Source organism: Streptomyces solincola (assembly GCF_002982015.1).
GTDB classification, from domain to species: domain Bacteria; phylum Actinomycetota; class Actinomycetes; order Streptomycetales; family Streptomycetaceae; genus Streptomyces; species Streptomyces solincola.
On the sequence record NZ_PVLV01000288.1, the window covers coordinates 1 to 17,902 of the forward strand.

The 17,902-nt window shown below is 73.4% G+C and carries 15 protein-coding genes; 7 read left to right on the plus strand and 8 right to left on the minus strand.

The features are described 5' to 3' along the window. Positions 1-392 (minus strand): response regulator transcription factor (locus C6N75_RS18955; RefSeq protein ID WP_146132611.1); only part of this gene is annotated, 392 nt, incomplete at its 3' end. Between the two features lie 65 nt (positions 393-457). Between C6N75_RS18955 and C6N75_RS18960 the strand changes: the two genes are divergently transcribed. Further along, positions 458-1,591, plus strand: coding sequence for a UDP-N-acetylglucosamine--N-acetylmuramyl-(pentapeptide) pyrophosphoryl-undecaprenol N-acetylglucosamine transferase (locus tag C6N75_RS18960; RefSeq protein WP_105870101.1), 1,134 nt, complete (start codon positions 458-460; stop codon positions 1,589-1,591). After that, the gene (locus tag C6N75_RS18965; protein WP_105870102.1) at positions 1,582-2,592 is read left to right on the plus strand and encodes an SDR family NAD(P)-dependent oxidoreductase; all 1,011 of its coding nucleotides are present in this window, start codon (positions 1,582-1,584) and stop codon (positions 2,590-2,592) included. Before C6N75_RS18960 ends, C6N75_RS18965 begins: the two co-directional genes overlap by 10 nt. A 65-nt stretch (positions 2,593-2,657) precedes the next feature. On the opposite strand, the gene C6N75_RS18970 is transcribed toward C6N75_RS18965, so the two are convergent. Further along, positions 2,658-3,296 carry a TetR/AcrR family transcriptional regulator gene (locus C6N75_RS18970; RefSeq protein ID WP_105870103.1) on the minus strand — a complete coding sequence of 213 codons (639 nt, stop codon included), beginning with the start codon at positions 3,294-3,296 and terminating at the stop codon, positions 2,658-2,660. Between the two features lie 308 nt (positions 3,297-3,604). Here C6N75_RS18970 and C6N75_RS18975 point away from each other — a divergent pair, with 308 nt between their 5' ends. The 4 genes from C6N75_RS18975 (at position 3,605) to C6N75_RS18995 (ending at position 7,872) form a co-directional block, all read left to right on the plus strand. Next, positions 3,605-4,579 carry a tetratricopeptide repeat protein gene (locus C6N75_RS18975; protein ID WP_105870104.1) on the plus strand — a complete coding sequence of 325 codons (975 nt, stop codon included), beginning with the start codon at positions 3,605-3,607 and terminating at the stop codon, positions 4,577-4,579. 626 nt (positions 4,580-5,205) lie between these two features. Continuing rightward, positions 5,206-5,868, plus strand: a complete 663-nt coding sequence (locus C6N75_RS18985; RefSeq protein ID WP_105870105.1) for a DUF6230 family protein — start codon at positions 5,206-5,208, stop codon at positions 5,866-5,868. 92 nt (positions 5,869-5,960) lie between these two features. Beyond that, on the plus strand, positions 5,961-6,467 hold the full coding sequence (locus C6N75_RS18990; protein ID WP_105870106.1) for a DUF6114 domain-containing protein: 507 nt from the start codon (positions 5,961-5,963) through the stop codon (positions 6,465-6,467). After that, on the plus strand, positions 6,436-7,872 hold the full coding sequence (locus C6N75_RS18995; protein ID WP_105870107.1) for an MSCRAMM family adhesin: 1,437 nt from the start codon (positions 6,436-6,438) through the stop codon (positions 7,870-7,872). The genes C6N75_RS18990 and C6N75_RS18995 overlap by 32 nt, the downstream gene beginning before the upstream one ends. Before the next feature lie 92 nt (positions 7,873-7,964). On the opposite strand, the gene pyk is transcribed toward C6N75_RS18995, so the two are convergent. The 3 genes from pyk to pta all read right to left on the minus strand — a co-directional run bounded on the left by pyk (position 7,965) and on the right by pta (position 12,942). Next, positions 7,965-9,407 (minus strand): pyruvate kinase, encoded by a 1,443-nt coding sequence (pyk, locus tag C6N75_RS19000; RefSeq protein ID WP_105870108.1) that lies wholly within the window; start codon positions 9,405-9,407, stop codon positions 7,965-7,967. 128 nt (positions 9,408-9,535) lie between these two features. Further along, on the minus strand, positions 9,536-10,786 hold the full coding sequence (locus tag C6N75_RS19005) for an acetate kinase (protein ID WP_105870113.1): 1,251 nt from the start codon (positions 10,784-10,786) through the stop codon (positions 9,536-9,538). A 47-nt stretch (positions 10,787-10,833) separates the two neighbouring features. Next, positions 10,834-12,942 carry a phosphate acetyltransferase gene (gene pta, locus C6N75_RS19010; RefSeq protein ID WP_105870109.1) on the minus strand — a complete coding sequence of 703 codons (2,109 nt, stop codon included), beginning with the start codon at positions 12,940-12,942 and terminating at the stop codon, positions 10,834-10,836. Positions 12,943-13,181: 239 nt separating this feature from the next. On the opposite strand from pta, the gene C6N75_RS19015 reads away from it, so the two are divergent. Then, positions 13,182-14,207 carry an ATP-dependent 6-phosphofructokinase gene (locus C6N75_RS19015; RefSeq protein WP_105870110.1) on the plus strand — a complete coding sequence of 342 codons (1,026 nt, stop codon included), beginning with the start codon at positions 13,182-13,184 and terminating at the stop codon, positions 14,205-14,207. 528 nt (positions 14,208-14,735) lie between these two features. On the opposite strand, the gene C6N75_RS19020 is transcribed toward C6N75_RS19015, so the two are convergent. The 3 genes from C6N75_RS19020 to C6N75_RS19030 all read right to left on the minus strand — a co-directional run bounded on the left by C6N75_RS19020 (position 14,736) and on the right by C6N75_RS19030 (position 17,890). Continuing rightward, the gene (locus tag C6N75_RS19020) at positions 14,736-15,422 is read right to left on the minus strand and encodes a helix-turn-helix domain-containing protein (protein ID WP_407703243.1); all 687 of its coding nucleotides are present in this window, start codon (positions 15,420-15,422) and stop codon (positions 14,736-14,738) included. A gap of 129 nt (positions 15,423-15,551) precedes the next feature. Further along, the gene (locus C6N75_RS19025; protein WP_105870111.1) at positions 15,552-16,265 is read right to left on the minus strand and encodes a response regulator; all 714 of its coding nucleotides are present in this window, start codon (positions 16,263-16,265) and stop codon (positions 15,552-15,554) included. After that, positions 16,262-17,890 carry a sensor histidine kinase gene (locus tag C6N75_RS19030; protein ID WP_105870112.1) on the minus strand — a complete coding sequence of 543 codons (1,629 nt, stop codon included), beginning with the start codon at positions 17,888-17,890 and terminating at the stop codon, positions 16,262-16,264. Before C6N75_RS19030 ends, C6N75_RS19025 begins: the two co-directional genes overlap by 4 nt. Positions 17,891-17,902 lie beyond the last annotated feature (12 nt).

Here is a 17,902-nt window from a genome sequence, read left to right on the forward strand (position 1 = left end):
CCCTCCGCCCCCGCCACCGCGGTCCGCCGCAGCAGCGCCCGCAGCCGGGCCGCCAGCTCGTCCAGCGCGAACGGCTTCACCAGATAGTCGTCCGCTCCCGCGTCCAGCCCGTCCACCCGCTCGCTCACCGCGTCCAGCGCGGTCAGCACGATCACCGGCGTACGGTCGCCCAGCGCCCGCAGCCGCCGGCACACCGCCAGACCGTCCAGCACCGGCATCAGCACGTCCAGCACGATCGCGTCCGGCTGCCAGGCCGCCACCGCCGACAGCGCCGCCAGCCCGTCGGCCGCGCCGAGCACCTCGTACCCCTCCACGGTCAGCCCGTCCTCGACGGCCGCCCGCACCTCCGGCTCGTCGTCGACGACCAGCACCCTGCCCGCGCTCGTACTCATGGGCCCCAGCCTGCCAAAACGTGCTCTTAAAACCCTCTTAGGACGCCTCGGCACCGTTCCGTGCCATGCGCACACCACTGTCCGTGGTCATCGGTGCCGGCGGCACCGGCGGCCACATCTATCCCGGGCTCGCCCTCGCCGACGCCCTGCGCCGCGCCGCGCCGGACGCCGCCGTCTCCTTCGTCGGCACCACCCGCGGACTGGAGAGCGAGCTGATACCCGCCGCCGGCTACCGACTGCACACCGTCGACATGATCCCCTTCGACCCCGCCCTCGGCGCGCGCCGCTACCTGCTGCCCGCCGCCCTGCTGAAGTCCGGCGCGCAGGCCCGCGCCGTGCTGCGCGACCAGCGGGCGCAGATCGCCGTCGGCATGGGCGGCTACCCGAGCGCCCCGGTGATCGTCGGAGCCCGGATGGCCGGACTGCCCAGCCTGATCCACGAGTCCAACGCCGTGCCCGGCCGGGCCAACCGGTTCGCCGCCCGGCTCACCCCGCACATCGCGGTCGCCTTCGACACCGGCCACCTGCCCGGCGCGATCACCACCGGCATGCCGATCGCCGCCGCGCTGGCCGGCCTCGACCGCGCCGCGCTGCGCCCGGCCGCCCGTGCCGCCCTCGGGGTGCCCGGGGGCGCGAAGCTGGTCGTGGTCAACGGCGGCAGCCTCGGCGCGGCCCGGCTCACCGAGGCCGCCCTGGGCCTGGCCGACCGCTGGCGCGACCGGGGCGGCCTGCACCTGCTGGTGAAGACCGGCCCGGCCGCGCTGCCCGCCGCCCGCGCCGCCCTCCACGGCCACCCCACCGCCCGCGCGGTGCCCTATCTGGACCGGATGGACCTCGTCTACGCCGCCGCCGACCTGGTGGTCTGCCGGGCCGGCTCGGCCACCGTCGCCGAGCTCGCCAGCACCGGCGTACCGGCCGTCCTCGTCCCGTACCCGCACGCCCCCGGCGACCACCAGACGCACAACGCCCGGGTGCTCACCGACGCCGGCGCGGGAGTGCTGCTGCCCGACCACGAGACCACCGCCGGCCGGCTCGCCGCCCTGGTCGAGCCGCTGCTCGCCGACCCGGCCCGGCTCGCCGCGATGAGCGGCGCCGCCGAACCCGGCCCGCACGCCCACGCCGCCGACCTGCTCGCCGAGCACGTCATCCGGCTCGCCGCACCCTCCGTACCGCTGCTCAAGGAGTTCTCATGGCACTGACGTCCCACCTCTCCGGTCTGGACTGGACCGGCCGCACCGTGCTGGTCACCGGCGCGGAGGGCTTCATCGGCTCCACCCTGGTCGACCAGCTCCTCGAACGAGGGGCGCGGGTACGGGCGTTCGCCCACTACAAACCGTACGGGGAGAAGGGCAACCTGGCCCATCTGCTCGGCGACGTCGAACTGATCGCCGGCGACGTGCGCGACGCCGGCCGGGTGATGGACGCGGTCGCCGGCTGCGACACCGTCTTCCACCTGGCCGCGCTGATCGGCATCCCGTACAGCTACGACTCGCCCGGCGCGTACGTCCAGACCAACGTCACCGGCACCGAGAACGTCGCCGAGGCGTGCCGCCGGCACGGCGTGCGGCGGCTGGTGCACACCTCCACCAGCGAGGTCTACGGCACCGCCCGCACCGCCCCCATCGCCGAGGACCACCCGCTCCAGCCGCAGTCCCCGTACTCCGCCTCCAAGATCGGCGCGGACATGATGGCGCTGTCCCACTGGCACGCCTTCGAGCTCCCGGTGACCGTCGTCCGCCCGTTCAACACCTACGGCCCCCGCCAGTCCGCCCGCGCGGTCATCCCCGCGATCCTCGCCCAACTCCACTCCGGCGTACGGGAACTGCGCCTGGGTTCCCTCGCTCCCACCCGGGACTTCACCTACGCCGCCGACACCGCCCGCGGCTTCCTCGCCCTGGCCGGCTGCGACCGGGCGCTGGGCGAGGTGGTCAACCTCGGCAGCGGCCAGGAGATCTCCATCGGCGACCTGGCCCGCCGGCTGATCGCCGCCTCCGGCCGGGACGGCGTGGAGATCGTGACCGACCGGGACCGGCTGCGCCCCTCCGGCAGCGAGGTCGAACGGCTCCTGTCGGACAACCGCCGGGCCCGCGCGTGGGCGGGCTGGCGGCCCGAAGTCCCGCTGGAGGAGGGCCTGAAGCACACCAGCGAATGGGTCGCCGAGCACCTCCACCTCTTCGCCCCGCACCGCTACCAGGTCTGACCTCGTACTGCCCGGCCCGGCGCCCTGGGGCGCCGGGCCCGCCACCGTCCGCTGCACGGCGTCGGCTACAGGGCGTCCGCCGCGGCCGCCGCCAGGCCGCCCAGCAGCAGCGCGGTCAGCCGCCGGACCCACTGCGCGTCCACCGGCTCGGCGCTCACCAGGGCGCGGTGCACCACCGCCCCGGCGATCACGTCGAAGATCAGGTCGTCGGTGCCGGTGGCCGGACCGGCGCTCGCCGGCAGCTCCCCGCGCGCCTGCGCCCGCCGCCGGCCCTCCAGCACCAGCCGCTTCTGCCGGGCCACGATCGACTCCCGGATGCGCTCGCGCAGCGGCTCGTCCCGGGTGGACTCGGCGATCACCGCCATCAGGGCCGTCTTCGTCTCCGGCCGCTCCAGCAGCGCGGCGAACTGCCGCACCACGCCCTCGATGTCGTCCGCCAGGCTGCCCCGGTCGGGCAGCTCCAGCTCGTCGAAGAGCACCGCGACCGCGTCCACCACCAGCTCGTTCTTGCCGGCCCAGCGCCGGTACAGGGTGGTCTTGGCGACCCCGGCGCGGGTGGCCACGTCGCCCATCGTCAGCTTGGACCAGCCCAGCTCGACCAGCGCCGCCCGGGTCGCCTCCAGGATGGCCGCGTCGGCCCGCGCGCTGCGGGGGCGGCCGCCGGTACGGGGGGTCCGGGCGCCGCGGGGGAGGGTGCTGCACATGACGCCCGACCATACCGGTCAGTACGTCCGGTGTTACCGGGGCGTAGCTGTGAGCCAGTTCACGGGATCCCGCTTCCCGTGCCGCCACCGCGGCAGTTACGCTACGACCCGTAGCGAAAGGCTGTACGAGACCACGTGCGGGACCTGCGCGACAACCACGAAAGTCCGGGGTGGGGACCCCGGTGCACGACCCGGGGTGGGGACTCCGGGTCACGGAGAAGACGGCGGCGAGGGCCCGGATCCGTCCGGGCGCTCCCGCGAGTGCGTTGGCTTACCGGTTACGCGCGCGGAGGGGGGAGGATGTACCCATGCAGCCTAGGAACATGTCCATGAGCGGTGTCGTCGACCTCGCCGCGGTGAAGGCGGCCGGAGAGGCCAAGGCCAAGGCCGAGCAGGCCCGCGCCGAGTCCGCCCGGCAGGGCGGTACGCCGGCGGTGCCGCCCTCCGCCCTGGTGATCGACGTCGACGAGGCCGGCTTCGAGAGCGACGTCCTCCAGCGCTCCACCGAGGTGCCCGTCGTCATCGACTTCTGGGCCGAGTGGTGCCAGCCGTGCAAGCAGCTCAGCCCGGTGCTGGAGCGGCTCGCCGCCGAGTACGCCGGCCGGTTCGTGCTGGCCAAGATCGATGTCGACGCCAACCAGATGCTGATGCAGCAGTTCGGCGTCCAGGGCATCCCCGCGGTCTTCGCGGTGGTCGCCGGGCAGGCGCTGCCGCTCTTCCAGGGCGCGGCGCCGGAGGCCCAGATCCGGCAGACCCTCGACCAGTTGGTGCAGGTGGCCGAGGAGCGCTTCGGGCTCACCGGCATCGCGGTGGACGCGGACGCGGCCCCCGGCGCGGCCCCCGAGGCGGCGGCGGTCCCGGTGGGGCCCTACGACGCCCTGCTGGAGGCGGCCGTGCAGGCGCTGGACGCGGGCGACTTCGCCGGCGCCGTCCAGGCGTACCGCAATGTGCTGGTCGACGACCCGGAGAACCCGGAGGCCAAGCTGGGCCTGGCGCAGGCCGAGCTGCTCGGCCGGGTCGGCAAGCTGGACCCGCAGGTGGTGCGCAAGGCCGCCGCCGACGCCCCGGCCGATGTGCGCGCCCAGATCGACGCCGCCGACCTGGACCTGGTCGGCGGGCACGTCGAGGACGCCTTCGGCCGCCTGGTGGAGACGGTGCGCCGCACCGCGGGCGCGGACCGGGACGCCGCCCGGCTCCACCTGCTGGGCCTCTTCGAGGTGATCGGCTCCGATGACCCGCGGGTCGTCAAGGCCCGCGGCGCCCTCGCCCGGGTGCTGTTCTGATCCCCGGCCGGAACCTCTTCCGCGGGTGCGCGTCCGGCGTCTGACCGGAGCCGGTCCGCTGGGCGTTTTGGCGACACAGTGACAAAGTGCGGCCGCGCTTTACCAAAACTTGGTAAACGCGGCCGCTGTTACTTCCAGTAAGTCGACGCCCTCCTTATGTCTGGCTTTCTCCCTCCATATCCGGCTTCGCCGAACCAGCCGGTAACACCCTGTGTGCCCAGGTGGCGCCCCTGTGTCGCGGCGTGGTCATCTCCCCGTTACTAGCCAGTAATGAACCCCTTGTGCCCCGGCGGTGAATGGACCACGATCGGCCACGCTCGGTCCGATTCCGCACCAGCCCGGCAAACCAGCCGCGCCGGCGGATGAGGGTCCCCACCGAGCCGGCCGGCGCACCAGCAGTCCGGCCGCGGACAGGGGGGTTCCTGCCCAGCCGGCAGGGCCTGTCCACCCCAGGGCCGCGTCGACGCGCGGCAGTGGTTGTCGCTCGGGGGTGATCGCCGGTGGTTCGGACGCACCTCGCGCCTGCCCGTACGGCGCTCTCCTTCCCGAGGACGTAGCACTTCTCCCATCTGAAGGACGGGGCCCACGCCCTTTCCGGAGATGTACGTCCGAGAAGGAGGAATCCTATGAAGTCCCAGGTTCGCGGTGGGACCAGATGGAAGCGGTTCGCCGTCGTGATGGTGCCGAGCGTGGCCGCCACGGCCGCGATAGGCATCGGCATGGCGCAGGGGGCACTGGCGGCGTCGTTCGCCGTCTCCGGCCAGGAGTTCAAGGTCAAGGCCGGCTACCTGGAGGGCACCGGCTTCGCTCAGTACGGCGGCGTGGACATGGGCTACGCCAACGTCAAGGAAGGTGACGAGAAGGTCGCCCGTCCGGTGGCGATCTCGACCTTCAAGCGGGCCGAGATCACCAACATGTGCCAGTCCGTGGTCACCGACGTGCCGTTCGTCGGCAAGATCACGCTGAAGCTCAAGGCGGGCGAGGGCAAGGGCAAGCCGGTCGTCGCCGAGCGCCTCTACCTGGACGTCACCGAGCTGAAGGCCGACGCCGAGTTCACGAACATCGACATCGGCATGGCGGCCAAGGACACGGACAACCCGAAGATCGGCAAGGGTCCCGCGGTCAAGGACGGCAGCATCCTGCCGAACGGCTTCGCCCAGCAGGCCGAGGTCGCGAAGCTGTCCGGCGTCGAGCAGAAGGCGTGGGCCACCACGGCCGGCAACTTCAAGCTCCAGGGGCTGAACATGGAGCTCCTGAAGGGCTCCGGCGCCGGCGTCGAGTGCTACTGACCGGTGCACGCGCGGGCGGGCCGGGGCCCATGGCACCGAGCCCGCCCGTCTCCCTAATCTCCACCAGCAACACCAGTACCAGGGAGCTTTCCATGAGCGCCGAGTCACCGGGCCAGAACGAGCACTACCTCCGCGTCTTCCGGAGGCGCTTCCGCGAGTGGCGGGGCCACCGCCCCTTCTGGGCGGGTCTGTTCACCCTGCTCGGCGGAATCCCGATCGTCTACTTCCCGTACGCGAGCTTCAAGCTCGGTGCGATGACGCTGGCGCTGTCCACCACGACCGGCGCGGGCGCGCTGATCATCGGCATCCTGCTGATGACCCTCGGCCTGACCATGTGGTTCCAGCCCCTCGTCCGGATCTTCGCCGGTATCGCCGCGATCCTGCTGGCCCTGGTCTCGATCCCCATCGCCAACTTCGGCGGCTTCGCCATCGGCTTCCTGTTCTCGCTCATCGGCGGCGCGCTGTCGATCTCCTGGGCCCCGGGCACGCCGGCCGAGGAACTGCCGGCCGAGCGCGCCCGGAACACCAAGCCGGCGTACGCGAACGACCCGACACCCACGACAGTCGATGCCAATGGCGGGAGGAACAGTGCGGGGTGAGGAATCCCAGCCGCCGCTGAAGCGGGGCCCGCGCCACGCGGCGCCGAGGAAGTCGCTGCTGAGCAAGATTCAGGCGCCGGCCGGAAAGGCCATGGCCCTGGCAGCGATGCCCACCGCCGTACTCGTCGGCTTCGGCCTGACGCCGAAGCTGGCGCTCGCCGACGACAAGGACATCCCGTTCGCCCCGGGGCCCTGCGTGACCCGCTCCGACGAGCCGGACGTGTCCGAGTCCCCCTCGGCGTCGAAGTCCCCGGAGCCCTCGAAGTCCCCGGAAGCGTCCCCCTCGCCCTCCGCGAGCGAGAGCGCCGCCGAGGAGGACTCGAAGCCGTCCCCCGCCGACAGCCCCTCCGCGGACGAGTCCGCGAAGGGCTCGGCGAAGGATTCCGGCGACGACGAGGCGCGCAGGAAGGAGACGGCTCCGGCGAGCGAGTCTCCCAAGTCCTCGAAGTCCGAGCCCACCCGGTCCTCCGAGCCGTCCGAGCCGGAGCCCTCCGAGTCGGAGTCCCGCCACCCGCTGGACCCGCTGGGCGTGGGCAACGCCATCGACGACCTGTTCGGCGGCATCACCGGCAAGGGCAGGGAGAAGGAGAAGGACCAGGAGGCCGACGAGCCGACGGCGACCCCGTCGAGCAAGGCCCCCGAGTCCTCGGAGAAGCCCTCCGCCGAGCCGGAGGCCCGCGACAAGCCGTCCGGTGACAAGCCCGCCGAGGACGAGTCCCGGGACAAGCCCTCCGAAGACGGGTCCGCGGACGAGTCTCCGGACGAGTCCCGGGACGGGCAGGACACGCCCGGCGACCGCACCGAGCAGGCGATCAAGGACGCCGCGGAGAAGGCCGGCGCCGAGGTCGAGGAGCTGCCGGAGAAGGCCAAGGGGACCGACCCGACCGAGGACGAGGACATCCCCGAGGGCGCCAAGCCGCACTTCCCGTGCCCCACCGCCGACCCCGAGGCGCTGGCCGCGGCGAAGGCCGAACCGGGCATCCCGCTGCTGGCCGACGAGCCCTGGCGGCTGGAGAGCTCCCGGCTCACCCTGTCCGGGCTGGACTACCACGGCATCGTCGAGGTGCAGACCGGCAGCGGCAAGATCAAGAAGGTCCTCAAGTTCACCTCGGAGTCGGTGGACATCAAGGACCTGCACCAGCGCACCGTGCACTCCGAGGGCCGCACCGGTCATGTGACGTCCCGCCCCGGCTCGACGTCGACCATCCGCGGCGGCACGGTGACGATGTACACCGAGGAACTGAAGGGCAAGCTCTTCGGCCTCATCCCGATCACCTTCAGCCCGGAGACCCCGCCCCCGCTGAACGTCCCGTTCGCCTTCTTCACCGACGTCCAGGTCATCCAGGCCGGCCAGTTCGGCGGCACCCTGAAGGTCCCCGGCCTCGGGAACTACATCGAGGAGTGAGCGACCGGCGTCACGCCGTGGACGAGACCCGCGCCCCGGCCCGTACCTGAGAGGTACGGGCCGGGGCGCGGGTCTGTGGCGTGCCGCGGCCGTCAGGCCGTGCCGGCGGCTTCCTTCTCGCCGCCGAGGCGGTGGACGCGGACCATGTTGGTGGTGCCGGGGACGCCGGGGGGCGAGCCGGCGGTGATGACCATGGTGTCGCCCTGGTTGTAGCGCTGGAGCTTCAGCAGCTCGGCGTCGACGAGGTCGACCATGGCGTCGGTGTTGTCCACGTGGGGGACGACGAAGGACTCCACGCCCCAGCTCAGGGCGAGCTGGTTGCGGGTGGCCTCCTCGGTGGTGAAGGCGAGGATGGGCTGGCCCGCGCGGTAGCGGGAGAGGCGGCGGGCGGTGTCGCCGGACTTGGTGAAGGCGATCAGCGCCTTGCCGTCCAGGAAGTCGGCGATCTCGGCGGCGGCGCGGGCGACCGAACCGCCCTGGGTGCGCGGCTTCTTGCCGGGGACCAGCGGCTGGAGGCCCTTGGCCAGCAGCTCCTCCTCCGCGGCGGCGACGATCTTGGACATGGTCTTGACGGTCTCGATGGGGTAGGCCCCCACCGAGGACTCGGCGGAGAGCATGACCGCGTCCGCGCCGTCCAGGATCGCGTTGGCGACGTCGGACGCCTCGGCGCGGGTCGGCCGCGAGTTGGTGATCATCGACTCCATCATCTGGGTCGCCACGATCACCGGCTTGGCGTTGCGGCGGCACAGCTCGATCAGCCGCTTCTGCACCATCGGGACCTTCTCCAGCGGGTACTCCACCGCCAGGTCGCCGCGGGCCACCATCACGCCGTCGAAGGCCATGACCACGTCGGCCATGTTGTCCACGGCCTGCGGCTTCTCCACCTTGGCGATGACCGGGACCCGGCGGCCCACCTCGTCCATCACCTTGTGCACGTCCTTGACGTCGCCGGCGTCCCGGACGAAGGAGAGCGCGACCAGGTCGCAGCCGAGGCGCAGGGCGAAGCGCAGGTCCTCGACGTCCTTCTCGGACAGCGCCGGGACGTTGACCGCCGCGCCGGGCAGGTTGATGCCCTTGTGGTCGGAGACGACGCCGCCCTCCACGACGATCGTCTTCACCCGCGGGCCCTCGACCTCGACCACCCGCAGCTCGACGTTGCCGTCGTTGATCAGGACCTGGTCGCCCTTGGAGACGTCCCCCGGCAGACCCTTGTACGTGGTGCCGCAGATCGACTTGTCCCCGGGCACGTCCTCGGTGGTGATGGTGAACTCGTCACCGCGCACCAGCTCGACCGGTCCCTCGGCGAAGGTCTCGAGGCGGATCTTCGGTCCCTGGAGGTCCACCAGCACGCCGACGGCGCGGCCGGTGTCCTCGGCGGCCTGGCGGACGCGGTGGTACCGCTCCTCGTGCTCACCGTGGGATCCGTGGCTCATGTTGAAGCGGGCCACGTTCATACCGGCCTCGATGAGCGCTTTCAACTGCTCGTACGAGTCGACGGCGGGGCCCAGTGTGCAGACGATTTTGGAACGGCGCATAAGGCGGATCCTATCGGTTTGTTTCACTGCGGAATATTCCGTCTAGCGGAATGTACAAATGGGCGTGAGGTCGCTCACTCGTGCTCGACTCCCCACGCATCCGGTCTGCTGTCCGCCGCGCGGATAACTCATTCCCCAGCGTCCGCGCCGCGGTCGCCGCGGACCAGTGCGTAGGTCTGGCGGGCGATCTCCAGCTCCTCGTCGGTGGGCACCACCGCCACCGCCACCCGCGCGTACTCCGGCGAGATCAGCCGCGCCTCGCCCGAGCGCACCGCGTTCAGCCCGGCGTCCACGGCCAGCCCCAGTTCCTCCAGGCCCGCCACCGCCGCCGCGCGCACCTCCGCCGCGTTCTCGCCGACGCCGGCGGTGAACACCACCGCGTCCACCCGCCCGAGTACCGCGTAATACGCGCCGATGTACTTCTTCAGCCGGTGGACGTAGACGTCGAAGGCGAGCCGGGCCCGCTCGTCGCCCGCGTCGATCCGCCGGCGGATCTCCCGCATGTCGTTGTCGCCGCACAGGCCGACGAGGCCGCTCTTCTTGTTGAGCAGGGCGTCGACGTCGTCGTTCGACATTCCGGCGTTGCGGCTCAGGTGGAAGACGACCGCCGGGTCCACGTCACCGGAGCGGGTGCCCATCACCAGCCCCTCCAGCGGGGTCAGCCCCATCGAGGTGTCCACGCACCTGCCGCCGGCCACCGCCGAGGCGGACGCCCCGTTGCCCAGGTGCAGCACGATCACGTTGACCTCGGACGGGTCGCGGTTCAGCAGCTTCGCCGTCCGGGCCGAGACGTACGCGTGCGAGGTGCCGTGGAAGCCGTAGCGGCGCACCCGGTGCGCGTCCGCGGTCTCGGTGTCGATCGCGTACCGCGCCGCGTACTCCGGCATCGTGGTGTGGAACGCGGTGTCGAACACCGCCACCTGCGGCAGGTCCGGGCGCAGCGCCGTCGCCGTGCGGATGCCGGTGATGTTGGCCGGGTTGTGCAGCGGCGCCACCGGCACCAGCCGCTCGATCTCGGCCAGCACCTCGTCGGTGACGACCGTCGGCTCGGAGAAGCGCAGCCCGCCGTGCACCACCCGGTGGCCGACGGCCGCCAGCTCGGGGGAGTCCAGGCCGACGCCGTCCTTCGACAGCTCCTCGGCGACCGCCTTCAGCGCCGCGTCGTGGTCGGCGACCTCCGCCGTCCGCTCCCGCTTCTCCCCGGCGTCCGGGCCGAGCGGGGTGTGCACCACCCGGGACGACTCCTCGCCGATCCGCTCCACCAGCCCGGCGGCCAGCCGGGTGCCGTCGCCCATGTCCAGCAACTGGTACTTGAGGGAGGAGGAGCCGGAGTTGAGGACGAGGACGCGGGTGGCGGAGGGAGAGGCGGTGGGGCTCACGGCGGGGCGGCTCTCTTCGGAGGGGGCGGAAGCGGCGGCGGGGGTGCTCACGAGTCCGCACCGCCCTGGGACTGGATCGCGGTGATCGCGACCGTGTTGACGATGTCGCTGACCAGCGCGCCGCGCGAAAGGTCGTTGACCGGCTTGCGCAGGCCCTGGAGCACCGGGCCCACCGCGACCGCGCCGGCCGAGCGCTGCACGGCCTTGTAGGTGTTGTTGCCGGTGTTGAGGTCCGGGAAGATCAGCACCGTCGCCCGGCCCGCCACCTCCGAGCCCGGAAGCTTGGTCGCCGCCACCGAAGGCTCCACCGCCGCGTCGTACTGGATCGGGCCCTCGATCCGCAGCTCCGGATGGGAGGCGCGGACCCGCTCGGTCGCCTCGCGGACCTTGTCCACGTCCGCCCCGGAGCCGGAGGTGCCGGTGGAGTAGGACAGCATCGCGATCCGCGGCTCCACGCCGAACCGGGCCGCGGTGGACGCCGACTGCACCGCGATGTCCGCGAGCTGGGCGGCGTCCGGGTCCGGGTTGACCGCGCAGTCGCCGTACACCAGCACCTTGTCGGCCAGGCACATGAAGAAGACCGAGGAGACGATCGAGGCTCCCCCTCGGGCTTCGCCCTGGGAGGCGCCCCCAGGCTTGGTCTTGATGATCTCGAAGGCCGGGCGGATGGTCGCCGCCGTGGAGTGCACCGAGCCGGACACCATCCCGTCGGCCAGGCCCTCCTGCACCATCAGGGTGCCGAAGTAGTTGACGTCCGCGACCACGTCGTACGCCAGCTCCACCGACACCCCCCGGTGGGCGCGCAGCTGCGCGTACCGCTCGGCGAACCGCTGGCGCAGCTCGGAGGTCGCCGGGTCGACGATCCGGCTGCCGCCCAGGTCGACGCCGAGGTCGGCGGCCTTCCTGCGGACCGCGTCCACGTTCCCCAGCAGCGTCAGGTCGCACACCCCGCGGCGTACCAGCACGTCGGCCGCGCGCAGCACCCGCTCCTCGGCGCCCTCGGGCAGCACCACCCGGCGGCGGTCGGCCCGGGCCTGCTCGAGGAGCGCGTGCTCGAACATCATCGGCGTGACGCGGCCGCTGCTGGCCACCGAGAAGCGCTTCAGCAGCGCCGCGGTGTCCACATGGCGTTCGAACAGCCCGAGCGCGGTCTCCGCCTTGCGCGGGGTGGCCGCGTTGAGCTTGCCCTCCAGGGTGAACAGCTCGGCCGCGGTGGGGAAGCTGTTGCCGCTGACCGAGAGGACCGGGGTGCCGGGCGCCAGCCGGGCGGCCAGCGTCAGCACCTCGGTGGACGGCCGCTCGTCCAGGGTGAGCAGCACCCCCGCGATGGGCGGCGTGCCGGCCGAGTGCGCGGCCAGCGCGCCCACCACCAGGTCGGCCCGGTCGCCGGGGGTCACCACCAGGCAGCCGGGGGTCAGCGCGTTGAGGAAGTTCGGCAGCATCGCGCCGCCGAAGACGAAGTCGAGCGCGTCCCGGGCCAGCCCGGAGCCGTCGCCGAGGACCACCTCCGCGCCCAGGTGGTGGGCGATCTGGGAGACGGTCGGCGCGGACAGCGCGGGCTCGTCCGGCAGGACGTAGCAGGGCGCCGGCAGCCGCCCGGACAGCCGCTCGGCGATCTCCGCCCGGTCGATCGCGGCCACCCGGTTGGCGACCATGGCGATCACGTCGCAACCCAGACTGTCGTAGGCCGCGTACGCGTTGCGGGTCTCGGCCCGCACCGACGCGGCGCTCTGCCCCTTGCCGCCGACCACCGCGATCACCGTCGCGCCGAACTCGTTGGCCAGCCGCGCGTTCAGCGCCAGTTCCTCGGGCAGCTGCGTGGCGGCGAAGTCGGTGCCGAGGACCAGCACCACCTCGTGCTCCCGGGCCACCCGGTGGAACCGCTCCACCAGCGTGGACACCAACTCGTCGACGCCCCGCTCGGCCTGGAGCGCGGACGCCTCGTGGTAGTCCATGCCGTGGACGGTGGCCGGGTCCTGGGAGAGCCGGTAGCGCGCCCGCAGCAGGTCGAACATCCGGTCCGGTCCGTCGTGCACCAGCGGACGGAACACCCCCACCCGGTCCACCTGGCGGGTCAGGAGCTCCATGACCCCCAGCTCCACGACCTGCCGGCCGTCCCCCCGGTCGATCCCGGTCACGTACACGCTGCGCGCCACGCAAGCTCTCCCGTCGCGTTCGTCGCGTTTCTCGATGCGGCTGCAAACACCCCCTTGACAGTACCCTCGCGACTGGGTAGCACGCCCGCCAGGCGGACCGGGGCGGGGCCGCCGCCCACGGGGCGGACACGGCCGACCGGCGGGCCCGGCGGGCAGCCGACCGTGGGACAATTCGGAAGGGCCCACACCCGTATCCCCACCGTTTTCCACCGACCCCTATCGAGCGGGAGAGACGCACGATGCGCATCGGAGTCCTCACGGCGGGCGGCGACTGCCCCGGCCTGAACGCGGTGATCCGGTCGGTGGTGCACCGCGCGCTGACCGGCCACGGCGACGAGGTCATCGGCTTCGAGGACGGCTTCAAGGGCCTGCTGGACGGCCACTACCGGCCGCTGGACCTCAACGCGGTCAGCGGCATCCTGGTCCGCGGCGGCACCATCCTCGGCTCCGCCCGGCTGGAGCGGGCCCGGCTGCGCGAGGCCGCCGAGAACTGCGGCGAGCTCCAGAAGCGCTACGGCATCGACGTGCTGATCCCCATCGGCGGGGAGGGCACCCTGACCGCCGCCCGGATGCTCTCGGAGGCCGGGATGCCGGTCGTCGGGGTCCCCAAGACCATCGACAACGACATCTCCGCCACCGACCGCACCTTCGGCTTCGACACGGCGGTGACGGTGGCCACCGAGGCCATAGACCGTCTGAAGACCACCGCCGAGTCCCACCAGCGGGTCATGGTCGTGGAGGTGATGGGGCGGCACGCCGGCTGGATCGCCCTGGAGTCCGGCATGGCGGGCGGCGCGCACGGCATCTGCCTGCCGGAACGGCCCTTCCAGGTGGACGACCTGGTCAAGATGGTGGAGGAGCGCTTCGCGCGCGGCAAGAAGTTCGCCGTCGTCTGCGTCGCCGAGGGCGCGCACCCGGCGGAGGGCTCCATGGAGTACGAGAAGGGCGCCATCGACCAGTACGGCCACGAGCGCTTCCTGGGCATCGGCAACCGGCTGGCCAAGGAGCTGGAGCTGCGCCTGGGCAAGGAGGCCCGGCCGGTGATCCTCGGCCACGTCCAGCGCGGCGGCACCCCCACCGCGTACGACCGGGTCCTCGCCACCCGGTTCGGCTGGCACGCGGTCGAGGCGGCGCACCGGGGCGATTTCGGGGGGATGACGGCGCTGCGCGGCACCGACGTCGTGATGGCCCCGCTCGCGCACGCGGTCACCCGGCTCAAGACGGTCCCCGAGGACCGGATGTACGAGGCCGAGTCCGTCTTCTGAGACCGCCTCGGCCGACGGGCCGTGTCCGCAGGGCGGTGAGCGGCCCGTTCCGGTGGCCGAATCGGCGGGTTCCCCTCTTGAGCCGGGCCCGGGACCGCCCGCACCCTGACCGGGACGGGAGGCCGGTCGCAGCGGCGGTGAGGGGTGGTCGGGGATGGCGGGTGGACGCGCGGACGAGCCCGCACCCCGTTCCCCCGGGCCCCTGGACGGCGCACCGCCCGGCCCTGAGGACCTCCCGGAGGACCTCCCGCAGGAGCCGCCGGGCGGCTGGAGCCTCTCCTGGACGCCGGCCGACCTGCCGCCACCGGCCGGCGGGGGACCGCCGTGCGGACCCTCGGGCGGCGGACCGGCCCCGGCGGACGCGGACGCCCGCTGGAGCGCCCTGATACCGGTGCTGGCGGTGGTGGCGCTGCTGCTCGCCGCCAGCACGGTGGTGCTCTATCTGCGCGGCGACGCCCACGGCCGCCCGGACGCGCCGCCCACCACCCCGCCGGCGACCGGCGCCTCCGACGGGCCCGGCCCCCGGCTTCAGACGCGGGCCAGCTCCCAGAAGTGGTCCACCACCCGGGCCAGGTACTCGCGCCCGGCCTCCCCGCTGCTGCCCCCGGTCACCTCCGAGCCCCAACTGCTGGTCGCCACCATCCGCGCGTGGTAGTCCGCGTGCAGCCGCTGCAACACGACCTCCAGCCTGCGGCGGGGGATCGGCAGCAGCTTGGCCACCGGCTTGACGTACGCCTGCCAGCGGGTCGTCGCGGCGCTGCGCAGCAGGTCCGACAGCTCCTCGTCGCGGCCGGTGGCCTCCACCAGGTCGCGCGGCCCCAGTGCCAGGATCTCGGAGAGCATCGCCGTCTGGCGTTCGTTGCCGCGCCAGCGGTTGCTCTCCTCCATGCGCAGGTACGCCTTGAGGTCCATGCTCAGCCTGCGCGCCAGGTCCTCGGGGGCGACGCCCCGCGCGATGCGGTGCTCCCGCAGGGTGGTCGCGGCGGCCAGCAGCTCGGCCGGCGAGCACCACAGCACCCCGGCCAGGGCGCTCAGCTCCCGCGCGTCGGGGGACGCCTGGCCGCGTTCCCAGGCGAGCACGGTCTCCGGTGCGACGCCGAGACCGTACTGGGCCCGCAGGCCGTAGGCGACGTGGGCGGGAGCCATGCCCAGGGCCTCGCGGAGTCTGCGCGCGGCGAAGGCGTTGAACGGTGGTGAGGGTGGGGAGGGGTGCACGCGCACACGGTAGAAGCGGCTGGTCACGGGTGGCTACGGTGCGTTCGCCCAAGGTGAGAAGTCGTAGGAACGTCCAGAAGGTCCCGACCTGACCCTACCTGTCGGTAATCAACCGGCTCGCGACCCCGCCTACCTGCCCGCCCGCCCGGCCGCGCCCCGCACCCAGCGGTACTCCAACTCCGGGCGGCCCACCTGGCCGTAGCGCGGACTGCGGTCGGCGCGCCCGGCCGCGACCAGGTGCTCCAGGTAGCGGCGGGCGGTGATGCGGGAGATGCCGACGGCCGCGCCGGCCTCGGCGGCGGTCATCCCGGCGGCCGCGGCGCGCAGCGCGCCGGTGACCGCGGTCAGCGTCGGGGCGCTGAGGCCCTTGGGCAGGGCGGCCGGCTGCGGAGCGCGCAGGGCGGCCAGCGCCCGGTCCACCTCCTCCTGCCCGGACGCCTCGCCCGCGGCCGCCCGGAACTCCGCGTACCGGGTCAGCCGGTCGCGCAGAGTGGCGAAGGCGAAGGGCTTCAGCACGTACTGCACCACGCCCAGCGACACGCCCTCGCGGACCACCGACAGGTCTCGCGCCGAGGTGACGGCGATGACGTCCGCGTGGTGCCCGGCCGCCCGCAGCGAGCGCAGCAGCGCCAGCCCGTGGCCGTCCGGCAGATAGAGGTCCAGCAGGATCAGGTCCACCGGGGTGCGTTCGAGGAGCCGCGCGGCCGCCGCCCGCGAGTGGGCGGTGCCCACCACGGTGAAGCCCGCCACCCGCCCCGCGTACAGCGCGTGCGCGTCGGCGGCCACCGGGTCGTCCTCCACCACCAGCACCCGGATGCCGGCCCGCGCGTGCGCCTCGGTCATGCGCGGGCCTCCGTCCCGGAGGCGGCGCCCAGCGGCAGCCGTACGGTGAAGCGTGCGCCCTCGCCCGCACCCGTGCCGGGCCCGACCTCGATGGAGCCGCCGCCACGGCGCACCGCCTGCCGGACCAGCGCCAGGCCCAGGCCGCGGCCCGGGCCGCGGGTGGACCAGCCGCGTTCGAAGACCGCGTCCCGGTCGCCGGGCCCGATGCCCGGGCCGCTGTCCGCGACGGCGAGCAGCAGCTCCCGGGCGCCGGTGCGGGCGGTCACCGTCACCCGGCCGCCGCCCCCGCCCCGCCCGGCCGCCTCCAGGGCGTTGTCGACCAGGTTGCCGAGGATGGTGACCAGGTCCCGGGGCGGCAGGGTGGACGGCAGCACCCCGTCGTCGATCAGGCTGTCCTCGGTCAGCACGAACTCCACGCCCCGCTCGCTCGCCTCCGCCGCCTTGCCCAGCAGCAGCGCGGCCAGCACCGGCTCGGCCACCGCGTCCACCACCCGGTCGGTGAGCGCCTGCGCCAGCTCCAGCTCCGCCGTCGCGAAGTCCACCGCCTCCGCCACCCGGCCCAGCTCGATCAGCGAGACGACGGTGTGCAGCCGGTTCGCCGCCTCGTGCGCCTGCGAGCGCAGCGCCTGGGTGAAGGCGCGCTCGGAGTCCAGCTCCCCGGAGAGCGCCTGAAGCTCGGTGCGGTCCCGCAGGGTCACCACCGTGCCCCGGCGCTCCCCGCCGACCACCGGGCGGGTGGACACCACCAGCACCCGCGTCTCGGTCAGGTGCAGCTCGTCCATCCGCGGGCCGCCGCTGAGCAGCGCCCCGGTGAGCGAGGCCGGCAGCCCCAGCTCGTCCACCCGGGCCCCCACCACGTCCCGGCCGGTCAGCCCCAGCAGCGCCCGCGCCCCGTCGTTGACCAGGGCGATCCGCCGCTGCCCGTCCAGCATCACCAGTCCCTCGCGCACCGCGTGCAACGCCGCCTCGTGGTAGTCGTGCAGCCGGCTCAGTTCGGCCGCGTTCATCCCGTGGGTGTGCCGCCGCAGCCGCGCGTTGATCACGTACGTCCCCGCCCCGCCGAGCGCCAGCGCCACGCCCGCCATGCCGAGCAGGGCCGTCACCTGGCCGCGTACTTGCGCGCTGATCCGCTCGATGGTGATGCCCGCGCTGACCAGCCCCACCACGCCCGGCCCGTCGTACACCGGCACGACCGTGCGCACCGAGGGTCCGAGGGTGCCGCGGTAGGTCTCCGAGTACGTCCGCCCCCGCCGCGCCTCCTCGGTGTGGCCGAGGTAGGGGCGGCCGATCTGCGCCGGGTCCGGGTGCGTCCAGCGGGTGCCGTCCGGGGCCATGATCGTCACGAAGGTGACGCCCTCCCGGCCGGTCAGCGACACCGCGTACCGCTGGAGCACGGGCGTCGGGTCGCCGGAGCGGATCGCCGCCACCACGGCCGGCGAGCGCGCCACCGCGGTCGCGGTCGCCGTCGTCTGGCGGCGCGCGGTCTCCTCGGCCTGGCCGCGGTCGGTGAGGTACGCGAAGACCGCGCAGCCCGCCACGACGGCGGCGACCAGCACCACCTGCATGGCGAAGAGCTGCCCGGCGAGGCTGCGCGGCGGACGCCGGCGGGGGAGGGGGAATGGCATGGGGAAGTCAGG